Origin of the sequence: Limnospira sp. PMC 289.06 (assembly GCF_032350395.1) — a bacterium.
Classification (GTDB): domain Bacteria; phylum Cyanobacteriota; class Cyanobacteriia; order Cyanobacteriales; family Microcoleaceae; genus Limnospira; species Limnospira platensis.
Genome location: NZ_JARPLC010000028.1, coordinates 1 through 18,009, shown reverse-complemented (window position 1 = coordinate 18,009; position 18,009 = coordinate 1). Strand labels below are relative to the sequence as shown.

Below are 18,009 nucleotides of genomic sequence, written 5' to 3'. Positions count from 1 at the left end.
TATGGGTTGGGGGGAATGCGCCAGCCACTATAGGTCTGACGCAGGAAATCAGAGTTATTTAATCCCCGAAAATGTCGAGATATCTAGGTAGTCGATACCTTGGAAAAACCCTAATAAACGGTTAGCAATTTTCGCCACGCCACCGACCACATTTGATTCAATATTTAACGGTAAAACCGGATCATGAAGGGATAGGCGCAATAAAAACCAGCCATCCTCGTCGGGCGACCCACAGGAAACCCGAACCCCCTCGTAGTTTTTGGGGACAATTTCCCAGTCGGTTTGTTGAGAGACAAACTGATTCAGTTTTTCAATCACGTTATTACCTAATGATTTAAAATCATCATTTTGAATGGTTATCCGCACTTCTTGACTCTCGGCGGGTTCCTGTAAATTGGCAATTAAATCGGTGAGAGATTTACCTTGTAGGTGGGTTTTAGCTAGTTCAATTAATAGCTTGCTAACTAAATATGCACCATCATCTAAAAAGTAGTTCTCTTTCATAGCACCATGACCGGAAGTTTCAATAGCCAGCCAAGATTCCTGTCCGGTTTCATTAAGTCGTATGGCTTCATTAATTACATTTTTGTAACCGCGCTTAAAGCGATGATGAACCCCTTTTAATTCCTGCTCGATAAAATGAGTTAAGCCATCGGAAGTAATGGAATCAGTGACGATCGCAGAACCGGGATTTTCTCGTAAAACTATCGCTGAAATTAGAGCAATTAGGCGATTTCGGTTAAGTTCTTTCCCCAAATTATCAACGGCTGCACCCCGATCTACATCGGTATCAAAAATAATCCCAAAATCGGCTTTATTGTCAATAACGGCTTGACAAATTGACTCCATAGCGGCTTGATTTTCTGGGTTAGGAACATGATTAGGAAATGTGCCATCAGGGTCTAAAAATTGGCTGCCTGTGGTATCAGCGCCTAGGGGTTTTAAGACTTTTTCGGCATAAAATCCCCCCGCACCATTGCCAGCATCAACGATTATTTTTAATCCAGTTAAAGGCTGTTCAAAGTTGGTGGGATGATTGACACCTTGGCGAATTTTATTAACTAATCCTTCGGCATAGACAGAAATAAAATCATGTTGTATAATAGAACCAGGGGTGGGAGAGTTGGCAAAATCGTTGAGTTTCGCTAACTCCAAAATCTCGGAAATATCCGACTTTCCTAGGCCGCCTTGGGGGGTAAAAAACTTTAAGCCATTACGGTTAAAGGGGAGGTGGCTGGCGGTTAACATAATTGCGCCATCACATTCCCAGCCGGGGGTAACGGTACTCATAAACATGGCGGGAGTTGAGGCGATCGCCAAATCATAAACCTGAGCCCCAGTGGATATAATTCCCTCCATAACTGCTTGACTTAGCACAGGTCCAGATAGACGACTATCTCTACCTACCGCCATAGTTAATTCTGCGGTATTTTTACCCAGTTTTTGGCTGACCCAACTCGCGAAGGCTTTACCTAAGATAGTGGCAATTTCAGGAGTTAGGTTAACTGGTTCATTGGCTACACCTGCTATGGCGACTCCCCGAATATCCGACCCATTTTGTAGCTTTTTCCAGTCCCAATTAGCAACTTGAGCCATGGTTAATTTATCCCGAATTGATGACTATACTAGATGATCATACTATAACTAGCAAGTGGTTATCAAAAAGTTAATGAATAATTAAGAATTAGCCCCGTTCCATTTTCCATACCATATAAGTATTGCGGCTTTTTTCTTGAGCTTGATATAGGGCAGACTCTGCGGATTTTAACAGTTCGGGGAGGTATTAATAGATGGAATTAGGCTGGCAATACCCTGGCTAACAGTAATGCGATCGCTCACCAGAGAAGCACTATGAGGAATATTTGTTTTTTGCATTGCCACCTGAATCCGCATCGCCACTTGTATAGCACCTTCGCAGTTAGTATTTGATAAAATAATGGCAAATTCTTCACCTCCATAACGAGCCACCAAATCCCCCGGACGCATAGCTGATTCTTGGATAGCTTGAGCGACTCTAATCAAACAATTATCACCCGCCAAATGTCCGTAAGTATCGTTATACTTTTTAAAGTAATCAACATCACACAAAATCAAGGATAGAGGCAACTTTTCCCGCTGCATACGCCGCCACTCTAACCACAAAAATTCATTAAAATGGCGACGGTTTGCTACCTGAGTTAATCCATCTAGGCGCGCCAAACGGTCAAGTTTATGATTAGCTTGTTTAAGTTGTTGATAAAGACCAGCCTGTTGCAGAGGAAAACTGAGTTGAGTAGCCACAGCTTGCATTAGTTCTAAGATGCGGATTTGACAATGGGTAGTTTTCGTGGTATAAAATATTAAAACCGCCAAGACTTCATTAGATACTAAAATCGGTATGCCAAACATTGATTTTAAACCGGCTTCTAGGGCTAAATTTGCCCGGTCATAAACATGATGAGAACAAACCGATATTTCCGGGAGCCATTCCGGTTGTTTAGAGAGCCATATTTGACCAGGCAAACCTTGTCCCATAGTAAATACACGCTGACTAGAGACTTGTTGAAAGTGGCTAAATTCTGGTTTGATTTCTCCCAAAATCGGCACATACTCTAAAGTATTATTTTTAGGGTTAGGCATCCAGGCTTCTCCATACTCCCATAAAGTGTTATCGCAGACAGTATCAATAACTGCAGCGATCGCCTCTTTAAGAGTAGTCGATCGCCCAATTGCCCAAGTAGCGCTCAGTAATAGGCGAGTTTCTCTTTCGGATTCTTTCAGTTGTTGATTTTGCTCAATTAGAGCCTGATTTTTGGCTTCTAATTGTTTCTGAAGAGAGCGAAGAGTCAATTGATTTTGAATGCGGGCTAGTGCTTCTTCAATCTGAAACGGTTTAGTCAGATAATCTGCGCCGCCTACCTGAAAGGCTTTGAGCTTATCAATTCCCTGATTTAAAGCCGTCAAAAAAATCACAGGTATATCCTGAGTTTCCGGGTTCTTTTTGATATACTCACACACCTGATAACCGTCCATTTCTGGCATCATAATATCAAGTAAAATCAGATCAGGTCGAAACCTAGTTAGGCTTCGTAGCGCCAATTTGCCACTGGTAGCCAGTCGAACATCATAGCCCTGTTTTCGGAGTATATTTTGCAGTAGGCGCAGATTATCGGGAACATCATCAACCACTAAAATAGTGACTGGTATCGAATGAGAATCACAATTAATATTGTTCATTTGATATTTCAATCATTCTGTACTTCCAGCATTTCCCAAATGCTTTCATAATCAAAATTTATAGCAAATTGACTTAGGGCGATCGCCAATTCCGAAGCCTGGGGAGAAATTTCTTCAATCAGGCTATTGATTTCCGGTTCATTTAGAGTCATGACCGCATCAGCCAAAGCTGTCCGCCATTCTAAAGGCATTTGTGCCAGTTGATTAGCTATTTTATCAACATTTTTATCAACATTAGGGTAAATAGAATCAATCACCTCCATAGTTTCCGTTGATTGATAGTCATTGCCGAAGAATTTAGCGATATATGTCATAATTTTAGGCACTTCTATCGGTTTATGAACAAACTCATCACAACCCGCCTCGATCGCCTCCGACCTTTCCTCTACAAAAGCACTAGCAGTTAAGGCAATAATAATAGTTTTATCCTGACTATTGGGAGATATGCCTAGGCTTTTTTCCTGTCGGCGGATTTCCCTTGTCACCTCATAGCCATCAATTAGGGGTATTCTCAGATCCATCCAAATTAGATGGGGGCGAAAGTTTTGCCAGATGGCGATCGCTTCTTCTCCATCAGTCGCCTGTTGAATTTGAAACCCCAGAGGTGATAAAATTTGGTAAAGTAGCTGCTGATTATCAGAATTATCCTCAACAATCAAAATCCTCTGTTCACCTTCCCGGTTATTCTCACTATGATTATAGTCTAATTGCTGGGGTTTTGGGGAGGGTTTAAGATTCTTTGCCCTAGGGTTATACTCTGAGACTACCACCTTTAATTTAAATTTAAAAGTTGTGCCATGACCGACCTCGGATATAACTTCTATTTCCGCACCCATTAGCTGTAGATATTTTTGACAAATAGTTAACCCTAATCCCGTACCTTCCTGGGAATCAATACCCGCCTGAGCTTGAAAAAATGGCTCATACAATTGTGCTATTTCCTCTGGAGTCATCCCCACCCCACTATCAGTCACAGCTATTTGTAAACAACAAATTGGGGGTGATGAGGATATAAATTTATGGTCAGCAGTTATCACAACTCTACCCTGTTCAGTAAACTTAATAGCATTACCAATTAGATTAATCATAATTTGTCGCAACTTGAGGCGATCGCCACGAATATATCGGGGTAAATCTGGGGAATAAACACAATCTAAATAGAGATTTTTCTGACTAGCTTTCAGGCTAAATAAATCCTTAATTTCATCAAGCATTCGCCACAAATCAAAATCATCATCAGATACCGTCACCCGTCCCGCTTCAATTTTCGACAAATCTAGTATATCATTAATTAAACTCAGTAAATGTTCACCGCTGCGCTGAATAATATTCAGATTATTATGCTGATGTTCCGTGAGATTATCGCCATAATTCAGCAGTTGCGTAAAGCCCAAAATCGCATTTAAGGGAGTCCTTAACTCATGACTCATATTAGTTAAAAAAGTAGTCTTAGCTTGATTCGCCGCCTCCGCCACTTCTTTCGCCCTTACCAATTCCTCCTCCGCCTGTTTGCGATCGCTAATATCTAAAACCACTCCCTGCCATAAAATATCTCCATTTGGGCGTTTTTCCGGTCGGCAATTACCCAAAATCCAGCGAGTTTTTCCCGAGGGCAGAATATGTCGCCATTCATGGGAAAAAGAACTCAGATCCGCTTGACTATCCATAATCTTTTGATAATAAGTCGGCACATCATCTGGATGAATTTGTTGAAGTAAAATTTTAGAATCAGCTAAAACCTGTTCCGCTTCCAGTTCAAAAAGTTCTCGACAGCCTTCGCTAATATATTCAAACCCAAATAAATTATCCGAACTTACAACATAGCTATAAATAGCCCCCGGAATATTAGTAGCAATACTTTCTAATCTAGCCTGACTAAATTTCAGCGCTTCTTCGGCGCGACGGCGATCGCTAATATCAACCACAATAGCCAGATGAGAAATAGCCTCACCCTGAGAATTATAAATTAGCGAAAAACTCCCCTTCGTCCAAATAGCCATACCATTTTTATGAAGGTAGCGCTTTTCCAGAGAAACTGACTCAATTTCTCCTCGGTGTAACTCCTGCATTAAGGGCAGACATCGTATTAAATCTTCAGGATGAGTCACCTGTTCAAAAGTTTTTTGATATAGTTCATGTTCGCTATAACCCAATAATTCACAAAAGCATTGATTAGCCCTAATAAATAAACCCGATTTAATATCAGCTTGATTAATTCCCACCGCCGCTTGTTCAAAAATCGCCCGCAGTTGAGTTTCCCGCAGTGCTAAACGTTGTTCAACTTGTTTCATGTCAATGATATCCATTAACATCTTAGGATTAGCCATAATTTCCTCTGGCTTCACCCCAATTAACTCCTGAATTATGGCACTAAAATCAGACAAATCAGCAGCAACCTGATATTTTCCCAAAGTAGTTTGAGGGTGATTATCAGTTACCTGGTCTAGCTGTATTTGTAGCGATCGCCACTCGAGTTGATGTTGAATTTTAGCTATAATTTCCACCGATTCCAGCGGGTAGGTAATATAATCCGCCCCTCCCGCCGTAAACACTTGCACCCGATTAGCCAAATCATCTAAAATAAAAATCACCGGGATATTACAGGTAGCATCATCCGCTTTTAACTGTTCACAAAGCTGATAGCCATCCACATCAGGAATATCGCCATTAAGTAAAATCAGATCAGGGAAATTAGCCGGGAAGCGCAGCCACTCCCTCGCTAGACTTCCAGAGTTTAGCACCTGTACTTTATAAGCCGGCGATGCTAAAATTTGGGAGAAAATACCTATATTGTCCGGTATAGCATCCACCACTAAAATATGGCTTAGGGATGCAGCCGATAACTCTGAACTCATAGTTCCCCCCAAATTTCAACTAATTTTATCATCAGTTAGTATAATCAAGTCTAATTATACTGGTGGGGTAAGTCCATGGGATTGGGCTTCTGCCATTAACGCCAATACCCTAGGGGAAAAGACCCCTAGGGCGATCGCACTATTCCAGAAACCATGGTAACAACTTAATCAATCCTCAATTCTGCTGGGATAGTCTCCAGGGGAAGCTCTTGTTCTTTTTTGGCTACACACATCAAAGACAAAGCCGCTTCCGGGGTATTCCGATTAATCCCCGACAGTCGCTGACCTAAACCGTAACGCCAATGGGGAGGTTGACCAAAATGACCCTCAACAACTTCAGCCCCGACAGTATTATTATGGGGATAAAGTTTAACCGTAAATCCCAACGGACGCAGATTCTGATAGAATAAAGCCGAGGTAACTCCATCCCCTGGTCGATGATGGGCTTCTGTTTTTAAGGCTGCTAATCTTTCCGAGTATTTGATATGCAGATTGCGGAAAAATAGCCGATATAAAGGTAATCTGATTTTGTACAAAATCATAGCTAAACCTCGGTAATTCCAGGCTGACAATTGCGGATCATGATCCACAATTAAAGTTCCCCCAGGACGCAGTAAACGTGCCGCTTCTACCAACACTTTAACCATATCATCGCAATGATGCACCGTAGCATTTAAAGCCACAATATCAGCAAAACCAGAGATAAAAGGGAGATGATGGGCATCAGCCAACACAGGAGTATAGCCAATTTCTCTAGCCATTTTTAGGGAACCGAGGGCGACATCTACACCAATTAACAGTTTAGGTTTGCCACCAAGAGAGGCGTAAAGATTCCCCGGACCGCAACCAATATCTACCACAATTTTATCATCCCAAGTTCCACTAACTGCCTGCCAGCGTTGTTTAAATTTGGGGTAACGATGACAAGCATCAAAATAGGTTTTTGCCCATTCGGGATGGCTGAAAAATTCAGCATTAGCTTGTACAAATGCTGTATAATTAGGAATGGTAAATTTTGGGATGCCTTGGTCATAGGATACTATCGGAAATTTAGGATCAAGAAAATCCCCTAGTCCGGGGATTGTTTTAGGCTTAATTGTCATGATTTTTGACTGGGTAATATTTACTGAAACTTCCCCACACCTGATTGATATCTGAATTATGGCGATCGCCACTAAGCGACTACCACATAAATCAGCAGGCGCAGCGATGTTATTGATTTAAATATAATTTATTTGTTTTAGAAAAAAAAAGATTGGCTCAGGGTTTTGTAAAATTTATGTAAAGATTCAATCAAGATGCTTGACAGCATCAATTAATCACCTAGGAATTGTTAAATTTTAATTAAGTTTAGGGCTGTGTTTACCCAATTTTCCAAACTTATATGATATAATTATAGGTCGTCCCACAATCGGCTAAAATTTGGGTTCTATATGGTATCTGTAACGCTTGTCGATCGCATTAGCCAACGAATTGGCAACCATCCTCAAAATCCCATTACTTTTGCCGAGTATATGGAGATGGTACTGTATGACCCACAAAGCGGCTACTATAACCATAACTCTCCCCAAATTGGCGCACAGGGGGACTTTTTCACTTCTCCTCACCTCGGTTCAGATTTTGGCGAGTTACTAGCTGAACAGTTAGTAGAAATGTGGGAAGTTTTGGGAAAACCCGAACCATTTACCCTAGTGGAAATGGGAGCAGGTCAAGGCATTTTAGCTGCTGATATTATCGGCTATCTGCAACGACAATATCCTCAAGTTGTCCGGGTCTTAGATTATGCGATCGCCGAAAAATCCCGGCGACTGAAAACCGAACAACAGCAACGCTTACAGCAGTTGGGCGAACCCTTTACCCAAATTCGCTGGTGTAATTTAGATGATATTGCCAACCATTCCATTACTGGCTGTTTTTTCTCCAACGAATTAATCGACGCTTTCCCAGTGCATTTAGTCACCCGCCAGGATAATCAATTACAGGAAATTTATGTAACCACTACCGGGAAATCTCCTAATTTTCAACTAGCAGAAGTAGTCGGGGAACTTTCCACCCCCCAACTGGCTGACTATTTTCGGCTAGTCGGTATTGATTTATTATCCGATGCTTACCCCGAAGGTTACCGGACTGAGGTTAATCTAGCCGCTTTAGAGTGGATGGAAACTGTCGCTAGGAAGTTGCAGCGGGGATTTGTGCTAACTATTGATTATGGCTATAGTGCCGATCGCCTTTATAGTCCGACCCGCCGGGAAGGAACCCTACAATGTTACTATCAACATCGCCATCATAATGACCCCTATATCTACATAGGTCAACAGGATATAACCGCCCATGTGGATTTTACCGCTTTACAACAAAAAGGGCGATCGCTCGGACTCCAAACCATCGGCTTTACCCAACAGGCTTTATTTTTGATGGCTTTGGGATTAGGCGATCGTATAGCCACCGTTTCCGAAAGCCCAAAAATTTCCCAAGTATTACGGCGGCGGGAGGCTTTACATTCCCTCATTGACCCCATGGGATTAGGTAACTTTGGTGTTCTGATCCAGGGTACTTTCTCCCATGATGTAAAACTCAGGGGGTTAACTTCACCTCAATGGTAGAAAATCGTGCCTTATCGAGCTACTCTCACTCACTCAAAATTAGCCCCGCCTCCCAAAATCCGATCTAATCCACAACAGTAAATTTTTAATCATTTTTGGTCTATAGCTAACAATATTTTATGCTCTGGAGCTAATTTTCCTAAAGTCATAAAGCCCTTGTAAACCTTATGTAAAGATAGTGTAAATCCGTAGAAACACCGAAGAAATAATGGGTCATCTCCTGTATAATAATTACTATATTAAAACACGATTCCCTCGTGTTTAGTGCTTAGTTAAATTTATATTTTTGGAGGACGGAAATGAAAGTTAGATTTTTAAATATCGCCACAGCCACAGTGTTAGCCACTGGCTTAGTGTCCACCCTAGCACCCAATGCCATGGCTCAACCTGGCAACCCCGCTGTTTGTCAAGATCATATTTTTGGTGGTTTGTTTGAAGAGTGTCGGCAAGTATCTGGTGGACCCGCTGGAAATGACAATGCTACTCGCATTGCAGCCCTATTTGAAAAAGAAGTAGTTAGCGATTACAAAGTTAATGCCAGCAGTGGTTCTACCGAGTTTTTCACAATCACCAGCACTGGTGAAGGTGTCGGAACCCTGGACCTCCTAGATCCCGCACTGGCTAATAAAACCTTTGCCTTTGTGATTAAAGGTGGTAACGGCTATGCAGCTTATATGTTCAACGGTATTAGCCAACTAAGTAATTTAAGCTGGTCTACTGGTGGCCCTGGTCTGTCTCACGCCACTCTGTATGTGTTCGACACCCCGACTACTCCCGGAACACAAGTTCCTGAACCTGTAACCCTGTTAGGTTTAGTGGCTCTTGGTGGTATGATGGTTGGTCAAAAAGCCATCTCTCGCAAAAGCTAGATAAACTAGGATATCTACTGAGCTTCAAAAACTAGGGATAATAACCCGGTGGTATGGTCTTTAAGGCTAATTGCCAGGTTGTCTCATGTTCCGGTTTCTTCTGTTTTCTGTGGAGAGTCAGACTCTGGGGGTTAAGTTCACGGGAATCATAGAAAATTCGACTATAGTTAGTTAGTATAACTAGAATTTCCGCAATTAAAGAAGTTTAAATAAACCGCTAATATCTATTAGCGTCAATTATTGACCATATTACATCTATAAATGATAAGATTTGATGGCGGATACTTTACTTAACAAAAACTTAAAGTAAATGTGAGCATTATGTAAAGATCCTGTAAATCAGTGCAAACACTGAGGACGGCTCTGGTAGTGTTGGGTATAATGGTGAACAGATAGGGAAACAAGCGCCATGTTTCCAGCCTAGTCCAACCTAGATTTTTGGAGAGCCAAGATGAAAGTTAAATTATTAAATATAGTAACTGCCGCAGTTTTAGCCACTGGCTTAGTGTCCACCTTTGCACCGGATGCCATGGCCCAAAAACCTGCCAACCCTGGCAACTCTGGCGGCGGTGGCAACTCTGGCGGTGGCAACTCTGGCGGTGGCAACTCTGGCGGTGGCAACTCTGGCGGTGGCAACTCTGGCGGTGGTGGCGGTGGCAACGTTACGACTTGCCAAGAAAATTTGTTTGCGGGATTAACTTACGTCTGCCAAGATAGTTCTGGAAATGACAATGTTTCTGCCATTGAATCTATGTTTGGTAAAACAGTAATCGATGGTTTTAGACTAGACGACTACAAAGTTGATGACAGCAGTGGTTCTAACGCCTTTTTCACCATCACCAGCGCTCGTGATGATGATCCCGAAGCTGCTGAAGGTGTCGGAACCATGACCTTTTTCGATGATAGCCTCAAAGATTCTAACTTTGCCTTTGTGCTTAAAGGTGGTAACGGTTTTGCGGCTTATCTGTTTAACGGGATCGACCAATTAAATGATTTAAACTGGGAAACAGGAGGACCTGGCTTGTCTCACGCGACTCTGTATGTGTTTGATACCCCCAGCAGCAACGGCAGAACAGAAATTCCCGAACCGGGAACCCTGTTAGGTTTGGTAGCCCTTGGTGGTGTGATGATTGGTCAAAAAGCCATCTCTCGCAAAAGCTAGACATTAGGTCTAGTAGGAACAATACTATTGTTCCAGCCACCCGGCTTGACTACGATAGAATCTTTACTCAGCTTCCAAAACTAGGCGATAGATTAAATATCAGGGTTAATTATATTTGTATTCGCCAAATCACTTGTCACATTAAGGCTGTGTAGGGTCGGGTTCTGAGATTGGTTTTCGGTTCCGAGGGGGTTTTGTAAACGGACCCCCACAGCAAAAAATAGGCATCTACTAAAAATCACTAGGTATATATTCATATTGGCGTACCAACCCGGTAGTGAGTCTGTGGGACATCATTACCGGGTTTTTGACTGTAACTTCTGTTGACTGCAAATAGCGCTATAATCGCTACATACTTTGCTGAGTGTGTAACGATCGCAATGGAAGTGGCAGACATTAAACGAGAAATCGAATTGTTGGCAGACCGCCTGGGTAAAACCCAGGAGTATCTTTGACGTACCAGCGATTGAAGCTAAAATTCAAGACTTAGAACAATTAGCGGCCCAACCGAACTTTTGGGATGATCAAACCCAGGCGCAAAAGACTCTCCAGACTTTGAGTGACCTTAAATCGGTTTTGCAACAACAGCAAGACTGGCGAAAGACGCTGGAAGATACTGGGGCGATCGCAGAGTTACTAGAGTTAGAGGACGATGAGTCCCTACGACAGGAGGCTGAGTCTAATGTAGTCCATCTCGGTCGGGATATCGATCGCTGGGAATTACAACAACTCCTATCGGGTCCCTACGATCGCAGTGGGGCGGTTTTGACGATTAACGCTGGAGCGGGGGGTACAGATGCCCAAGACTGGGCGGAAATGCTATTAAGAATGTACACCCGTTGGGGGGAAGCCCAAGGCTATAAGGTCCACCTGGCGGAACTTTCGGAAGGAGACGAGGCGGGGATTAAATCTGCTACTTTGGAAATGGAGGGACCCTACGCCTATGGCTATTTAAAGGCGGAAAAGGGAACCCATCGCCTGGTCAGAATTTCCCCATTTAACGCCAATGGTAAACGCCAGACCAGTTTCGCGGGAGTGGAAATCATGCCGATTCTGGATGAAGGGGCTATAAATTTAGATATCCCGGAAAAGGACCTGGAAATTACCACGTCTCGCGCTGGGGGAAAGGGTGGTCAGAATGTTAATAAGGTGGAAACAGCAGTCCGCATAGTTCATATTCCGACGGGGATAGCGGTTCGTTGTACCCAGGAACGTAGCCAACTACAAAACCGGGAAAAGGCTATGGCTTTACTGAAAGCTAAGTTATTGGTAGTGGCGCAGGAACAAAGGGCGCAGGCGATCGCAGAAATTCGCGGCGACCTGGTAGAGGCGGCTTGGGGAAATCAAATCCGCAACTATGTATTTCATCCCTATCAGATGGTTAAAGATTTGCGGACGGGTGAGGAAACCACGGCTATTAATGATGTGATGAATGGTGAATTGGATGGGTTTATTCAAGCCTATCTACGCCAAGAAAATCAGGTAATTGATAATCAGTCTGCTTAGTAAATGAGGAGTTACGGGAGGGGTTAATTAATAGTTAATTACTAATTATTATGGACTGCCTCCCGCTGCCTTTTAGGGGATAGTTTCCATGTCCAAAGTTTATACTACACAGGAACTGCTACGCATTTTACAAGATGAGAAAAAGGCTTGTCTAAATGGTAAACGCCTGAATTTAAAGGCGACTCCTGGGGTGGGAAATCCGGTGATTGATCACTTTTTGAAACCTGATGCTATTCAGAAGTTTACCGCCTATCAAGATTTTAAGGCGGCGGTTCATGAATATCAACGGGAAAATCAGGTGTCTGGGATTGTGTGGCGACAGATACAAGTGGCAGAAATTATCCTAGATTATCCGATGATTGGAGAACAACTAATTGCTTTACCTGAAGATTTGGAAATTCTCAAACAGGCTAAGGATAGGTTGATTGATTTCTGGTATCGGGTGACGGAAAATATGGATTTATATTTGAGTCTTAATGGGGGGAAAAATCACCGCCAAATAAAGGGTTATGATATAGATGCGATCGCCCAAAGGACAGAGTGGGCTTGTGTTTGGAAGTGGGAAAAATCCCATTTCTTGGAGATGTTGTTACAATTGGGTTGGGGACAGCCAGGAGAAGCCTCGGATCGGCGTGGATGGCCGGATTCTGGTAGTGAATATATACACGCTGTGCGATCGGGTAAATTACCTATTTGCTAATTCATGATCAGCGGTATCGGGCTATGATAGCTATAATAAATAATAGACTTTAATGGTTAGGTGATGTTATGAATTATACTCCATCAGTTTCTCAAACAATTCTCCCAACTTTGGAAAATGGCGATCGCTTATCGATGGTAGAATTTGAGCGTCGCTATAGTTTGCTACCGGATATAAAAAAGGCTGAATTAGTGGAAGGAGTCGTTTATATGACATCCCCTGTTAGAGTCCGACAACACGGAAAACCTCATAGTGATGTTATTGGTTGGCTGGTTTTCTACCGCAGTTTTACACCTAACATTATGGTTTGTGACAACACCAGTGTTCGCCTAGACATGGATAATGAACCCCAACCAGACGCTTTATTGCGTATGGAAGAGGCGGCGGGGGGACAGTCGCGCATTAGTGAGGATGATTATATAGAAGGACCGCCAGAATTGATTGTAGAAATTGCAGCCAGTAGCGCCTCAAAAGACCTCCACGATAAGCTACACGCCTATCGCCGTAATGGTGTAAGGGAATATTTAGTCTGGCTAGTTGATGGGTCAGAATTTCGCTGGTATGTACTCTTTGAAGGACGCTATCAGCTACAACAGATAGATGAGTCGGGTTGTCTGAAAAGTCAATTTTTCCCAGGTTTATGGTTAGATGTCAATGCACTATTATCGGGTAATATGGCACAGGTTTTAGCTAAGTTACAGGAAGGAATAGCTACCTCAGAATATCAGGAATTTGTACAAAGATTGTCAATCAATCCCTAACATGGCGGAAGTGGCTGGAAAGGCGATCGCGGATAGCTATAATAAATAATAGACTTTAATGGTTAGGTGATGTTATGAATTATACTCCATCAGTTTCTCAAACAATTCTCCCAACTTTGGAAAATGGCGATCGCTTATCGATGGTAGAATTTGAGCGTCGCTATAGTTTGCTACCGGATATAAAAAAGGCTGAATTAGTGGAAGGAGTCGTTTATATGACATCCCCTGTTAGAGTCCGACAACACGGAAAACCTCATAGTGATGTTATTGGTTGGCTGGTTTTCTACCGCAGTTTTACACCTAACATTATGGTTTGTGACAACACCAGTGTTCGCCTAGACATGGATAATGAACCCCAACCAGACGCTTTATTGCGTATGGAAGAGGCGGCGGGGGGACAGTCGCGCATTAGTGAGGATGATTATATAGAAGGACCGCCAGAATTGATTGTAGAAATTGCAGCCAGTAGCGCCTCAAAAGACCTCCACGATAAGCTACACGCCTATCGCCGTAATGGTGTAAGGGAATATTTAGTCTGGCTAGTTGATGGGTCAGAATTTCGCTGGTATGTACTCTTTGAAGGACGCTATCAGCTACAACAGATAGATGAGTCGGGTTGTCTGAAAAGTCAATTTTTCCCAGGTTTATGGTTAGATGTCAATGCGCTATTATCGGGTAATATGGCACAGGTTTTAGCTAAGTTACAGGAGGGAATAGCTACCCCAGAATATCAGGAATTTGTGGCAAGATTTATGCCCAGTTAACTGATTCTACACATACCATCAATGGTTTCTAGGGGAACTTCACAGAAATATTGCCGGGTAAATTGTTCTTCTTCAATGGTGGCAAAAAATATGTCTAGTAAGGAGCCAAAATCCTGGTCAGATTCAGATATATCCGCGATTTTACCAGTGGTCTGAGAGCTAATATATAACAGTTTATTTGATGGGGTATCCTCAGCTAATTCTATCTGGTAGCCTAGGGATTTTAGACAATGCAAACCCCTAGTTAAAGCTATATCCCCAATGGCTAATTTTTCTAATAAGTCCTGGAGACTAATTCCTTGATGATTATTGCTTAAATTATCCGCGATTTGGGTGAGTTTTTGCCAAACTTCTTGGGGGGATATCCTGGGGGGTGGAGAATAGGCGATCGCCAATTTTTTACCAGCCTTGACAGCCTCAGCAAACCAGCCTGTTAATTCCTCCCAACTCCCCGGACAATCACTCACCACCAAATAATTACTTTCCCAACTAATCGGCTGATTATCATCATCTAAAACTGTACTTTCTCCAGGGGGATGATTCCGAAAATCCGCTATATCAACAGCAATTAAGGGGGGGTTAATTTCCGTTTCTGATAAAGCAGGACGCACAGCCAATAGTCGCACCTCGTAGCATCTTTTATGAGCATTAAAATCCAACTCGACGATCGCATCATATCGACCAGGGGGTAATTCCTCTTTATAGTGACCCCACCAAACCCCCGGAAAACCTAATTCCGTAGAATCATCAAATAGGTGATAGGTAGTCCTAATATACTGAACTTTTTTACCCCGTAAATCATAAGGATTTTCATTCCAAACATTATCAAACCAGCAATTCTTAATTAACAACTTGGGAACCGGATTTCCCATTCCGCAGGGTTCCAACAATTTTAACTCTTTGAATAAATGAGAACCCAATTCTGCCACAGTACAAACCAAATCGACTATAATAGGAGATTGAGAGAGTAATATTCCCCCCATACGTTGTCGGAGTTCTCGGTCTATGGCTTGTGTAAATATGGGGATATTCTCAATGGGTAAACTCAAGCCAGCGGCGAAAGGATGACCCCCAAAATTATGCAATAGATGCCGTTGATTATATACTAAATCATAGAGGTCAATTTGATTGATTGAACGCGCCGAACCCCTCGCCAGTCCGGTTTCTGTGCCGCCTTCGGTAGTCAGTAAAATAGTAGGACGGCTATATTCTTGGGCGATTTGACCGGCGACTAATCCTAATACTCCCACAGACCATTGAGGGTCACTCAGGACGATCGCATAAGTAGTAGATAAGTCGATTCTTTGCAACTTTTCCCGCACCTCATAGGCGAGATTTTTCTGCAACTCTCGGCGGCGAAGGTTAGCTATTTCGGTATTGATGGCTAATTGTTTCGCCCTTTGGGGGTCGGGGGTGGTGAGTAATTCCACGACACAACTAACGTCCCCATAAATGCGACTAACTGCATTAATTCTCGGACCGATACCAAAGGATATATCGGTAGGGCGATCGCCATTTTTTTGACACAATTTCAGCAATTCCGCAACTCCCGGACGGGTGGGTTGATCTAGTTGTTTTTGGAGTTGTTGAATCCCTCGTTTAGCTAAATAGCGACAGTCTCCGCTAAGTTCAACCAAATCCGCAATTAAACCAATAGCCACCAAATCTAGTAAATTCTCTAAAGGCTGTTGAGAAACGCCTGGTAAAGCCATATATAATGCTTCTATTAACTTATAAGCGATCGCTACTCCTGAGAGATGATAAAGGGGATGGTCAGTCGGTAAATTGCGAGGATTAATAATCGCCAGGACGGGGGGTCGTGTGGGTGGTAAGGTATGGTGGTCTGTGATAATGACATCAATACCCAAATCTTGCGCTAGTTGTAATTCGGCTAAATTTGTGCTTCCGGTATCGCAGGTAATAATCAGACTACAACCTTGCGCCGCCAAGGTTTCAATTGTCCGTTGGTTTAGTCCGTGGGAGTCGGTCAAACGGTTAGGAATAGTGTAGGAAACAGAGGACCCAAAAAACTGTCGCAACCCTTCCCACAAAACGGCGGTGGCGGTGATACCGTCTGCGTCAAAGTCTCCCCAAATGACGATTTTTTCAGGGTTATTGTGGCTGATACATTTCTGATAAGCGAGAGTTAATCGGGCGATCGCCTCTTGCATTTCCGCCCCAAATTCTCCCGGACTAGCGGGTTGATAGCTGTCAATTTCCAGAAATCTAGTCAACTGTTCCCGCGTCGAAATTCCCCGACACAGTAATAGTTGACACAAGTATTTTCCCGAAATATTAGGGTGATGTCGCTGGATTTCTGGAATCATCCAATGAGGGATGTTTGGGGATGGTTGAACCTTCCACATAGGTTAATTATCTGTTAATTATATCTAGTTAATTCGACTCGATAGCGCTGTTTTTTGGTCACAGAAACCTCCCCAATTTCGAGTCTACCTTTCCCGCGAATAGCGATTAAATCTCCGGTTTTAATAGCAATGCTGGCTTGTTTAACCTCTTTCCAATTAACTCGGACATCACCCCCATCAATTAGCGTCACCATTTTACTGCGAGACATCCCAAATCCGGCAGAAGCGATCGCATCTAAACGCAAGGAAGCCTCAACGGTAGTCATGGCTTTTTTCTTGGGTTCTCGGACTTTCAACTCGCTTAAATCAATCGGTTGAACCTTGACGGGAACCGTCCGCACTTGGGTTAGGTTCATCTCCAGATATTCGACCAATTCAGGAATCACAATAGCCTGACCGCCGCGTTCTCCTAATACTATTATATCTCCGGTTTTTTCTCGCACAATTCCCGTACCTAATAAGGAACCCAGAAAGTCTCGGTGGGTAGCCGTGTCAAATAAAAAGTTCCCGGAAATGTCGATCGCTGCGATTTCTACATGGCTTGAGTCGAGGGGGAGTTCTGATCGGGCGATCGCCATTCGCTGACGTTCTGCTTGCGGATAGCCCCCCCAGGAGAAGGCTTGTACCTCTGTCAGTCGCTGAAAAATTCCTTGTGCTTCTGCGATTTCTGGGGGTGAGAGAAACTCAGTCTGTGTAATTTCCCAGGTTTTCAATGCTTGTTCCGCCAGGTCGATAATTCTGGCGATACAATCTCGATTTTCAATACCGTTAAGTAGTTCTTGCCTTGGCAGCATCAGTTTTTCGATTGTAGGTTGATGCAATTAGTCATTTTCAATTTTAACAGGTTTTGGGCGATCGTCACATTTTCTTTTCTGGATCGGCAAATATCTTGCTGGCTAGTTATTTTGTCATGTAGTAGTCCTAGGGGGGGTCTAGGGTGAGTTATGATTCTTTAAATATCGCCAAATCACATCACCAACAGCCACAACTTTAGGGTGCATCACCTCGATAATATTGTAATTTTCCACCAGCATTAATTGCCGTGAACAACCAACCCTTAAAAACACCCAAAAAATTCGGCATTTTTGATGATGATTAATCTCTGGGGCGCAAGGTGGTTTAAAATAGTATATAGCGTTTCCCGGATTAGTAAGGTACTTTTCAAAGCCCCTCTCCCCTTGGGAGAGGGGTTTGGGGTGAGGGCTCT

Annotated in this window: 14 protein-coding genes; 7 read left to right on the top strand and 7 right to left on the bottom strand. The window is 43.0% G+C overall.

Annotated elements, in window-relative coordinates; translation table 11 throughout:
* Positions 1-54: 54 nt before the first annotated feature.
* The 4 genes from P5674_RS08640 to P5674_RS08625 all read right to left on the bottom strand — a co-directional run bounded on the left by P5674_RS08640 (position 55) and on the right by P5674_RS08625 (position 7,174).
* Positions 55-1,596 (bottom strand): phosphomannomutase/phosphoglucomutase, encoded by a 1,542-nt coding sequence (locus tag P5674_RS08640; protein ID WP_006619315.1) that lies wholly within the window; start codon positions 1,594-1,596, stop codon positions 55-57.
* 168 nt (positions 1,597-1,764) lie between these two features.
* On the bottom strand, positions 1,765-3,216 hold the full coding sequence (locus P5674_RS08635) for a diguanylate cyclase domain-containing protein (RefSeq protein WP_014275780.1): 1,452 nt from the start codon (positions 3,214-3,216) through the stop codon (positions 1,765-1,767).
* A gap of 8 nt (positions 3,217-3,224) precedes the next feature.
* Positions 3,225-6,071 carry a response regulator gene (locus P5674_RS08630; RefSeq protein WP_006619313.1) on the bottom strand — a complete coding sequence of 949 codons (2,847 nt, stop codon included), beginning with the start codon at positions 6,069-6,071 and terminating at the stop codon, positions 3,225-3,227.
* A 164-nt stretch (positions 6,072-6,235) separates the two neighbouring features.
* Positions 6,236-7,174 (bottom strand): class I SAM-dependent methyltransferase, encoded by a 939-nt coding sequence (locus tag P5674_RS08625; RefSeq protein WP_006619312.1) that lies wholly within the window; start codon positions 7,172-7,174, stop codon positions 6,236-6,238.
* Between the two features lie 330 nt (positions 7,175-7,504).
* Here P5674_RS08625 and P5674_RS08620 point away from each other — a divergent pair, with 330 nt between their 5' ends.
* The 7 genes from P5674_RS08620 (at position 7,505) to P5674_RS08590 (ending at position 14,436) form a co-directional block, all read left to right on the top strand.
* Positions 7,505-8,674 (top strand): class I SAM-dependent methyltransferase, encoded by a 1,170-nt coding sequence (locus P5674_RS08620; RefSeq protein ID WP_006619311.1) that lies wholly within the window; start codon positions 7,505-7,507, stop codon positions 8,672-8,674.
* A 299-nt stretch (positions 8,675-8,973) separates the two neighbouring features.
* The gene (locus P5674_RS08615; protein WP_014275784.1) at positions 8,974-9,543 is read left to right on the top strand and encodes a PEP-CTERM sorting domain-containing protein; all 570 of its coding nucleotides are present in this window, start codon (positions 8,974-8,976) and stop codon (positions 9,541-9,543) included.
* 451 nt (positions 9,544-9,994) lie between these two features.
* On the top strand, positions 9,995-10,705 hold the full coding sequence (locus P5674_RS08610; protein ID WP_035737829.1) for a PEP-CTERM sorting domain-containing protein: 711 nt from the start codon (positions 9,995-9,997) through the stop codon (positions 10,703-10,705).
* Between the two features lie 380 nt (positions 10,706-11,085).
* Positions 11,086-12,211, top strand: a protein-coding gene (gene prfB, locus P5674_RS08605; RefSeq protein WP_126277584.1) for a peptide chain release factor 2 whose coding sequence is annotated in 2 segments (ribosomal slippage) — positions 11,086-11,157 and positions 11,159-12,211 — 1,125 coding nt in all. Because the reading frame shifts where the segments join, the coding sequence is not laid out codon by codon here.
* Between the two features lie 88 nt (positions 12,212-12,299).
* On the top strand, positions 12,300-12,911 hold the full coding sequence (locus P5674_RS08600; protein ID WP_006619307.1) for a hypothetical protein: 612 nt from the start codon (positions 12,300-12,302) through the stop codon (positions 12,909-12,911).
* A 68-nt stretch (positions 12,912-12,979) separates the two neighbouring features.
* On the top strand, positions 12,980-13,672 hold the full coding sequence (locus tag P5674_RS08595; protein ID WP_035737833.1) for a Uma2 family endonuclease: 693 nt from the start codon (positions 12,980-12,982) through the stop codon (positions 13,670-13,672).
* A gap of 74 nt (positions 13,673-13,746) precedes the next feature.
* A complete protein-coding gene (locus P5674_RS08590) occupies positions 13,747-14,436 on the top strand; it encodes a Uma2 family endonuclease (RefSeq protein WP_315642679.1) in 690 nt (229 codons plus the stop codon).
* On the opposite strand, the gene recJ is transcribed toward P5674_RS08590, so the two are convergent.
* The 3 genes from recJ to P5674_RS08575 form a co-directional block, all read right to left on the bottom strand.
* Complete coding sequence (gene recJ, locus P5674_RS08585; protein ID WP_315669933.1) at positions 14,433-16,802, bottom strand: single-stranded-DNA-specific exonuclease RecJ; 2,370 nt, start codon at positions 16,800-16,802, stop codon at positions 14,433-14,435. The genes P5674_RS08590 and recJ overlap by 4 nt on opposite strands.
* Positions 16,803-16,816: 14 nt before the next feature.
* On the bottom strand, positions 16,817-17,596 hold the full coding sequence (locus P5674_RS08580) for a photosystem II S4 domain protein (protein WP_006616573.1): 780 nt from the start codon (positions 17,594-17,596) through the stop codon (positions 16,817-16,819).
* 138 nt (positions 17,597-17,734) lie between these two features.
* Positions 17,735-18,009 (bottom strand): hypothetical protein (locus P5674_RS08575; protein ID WP_315669932.1); only part of this gene is annotated, 275 nt, incomplete at its 5' end.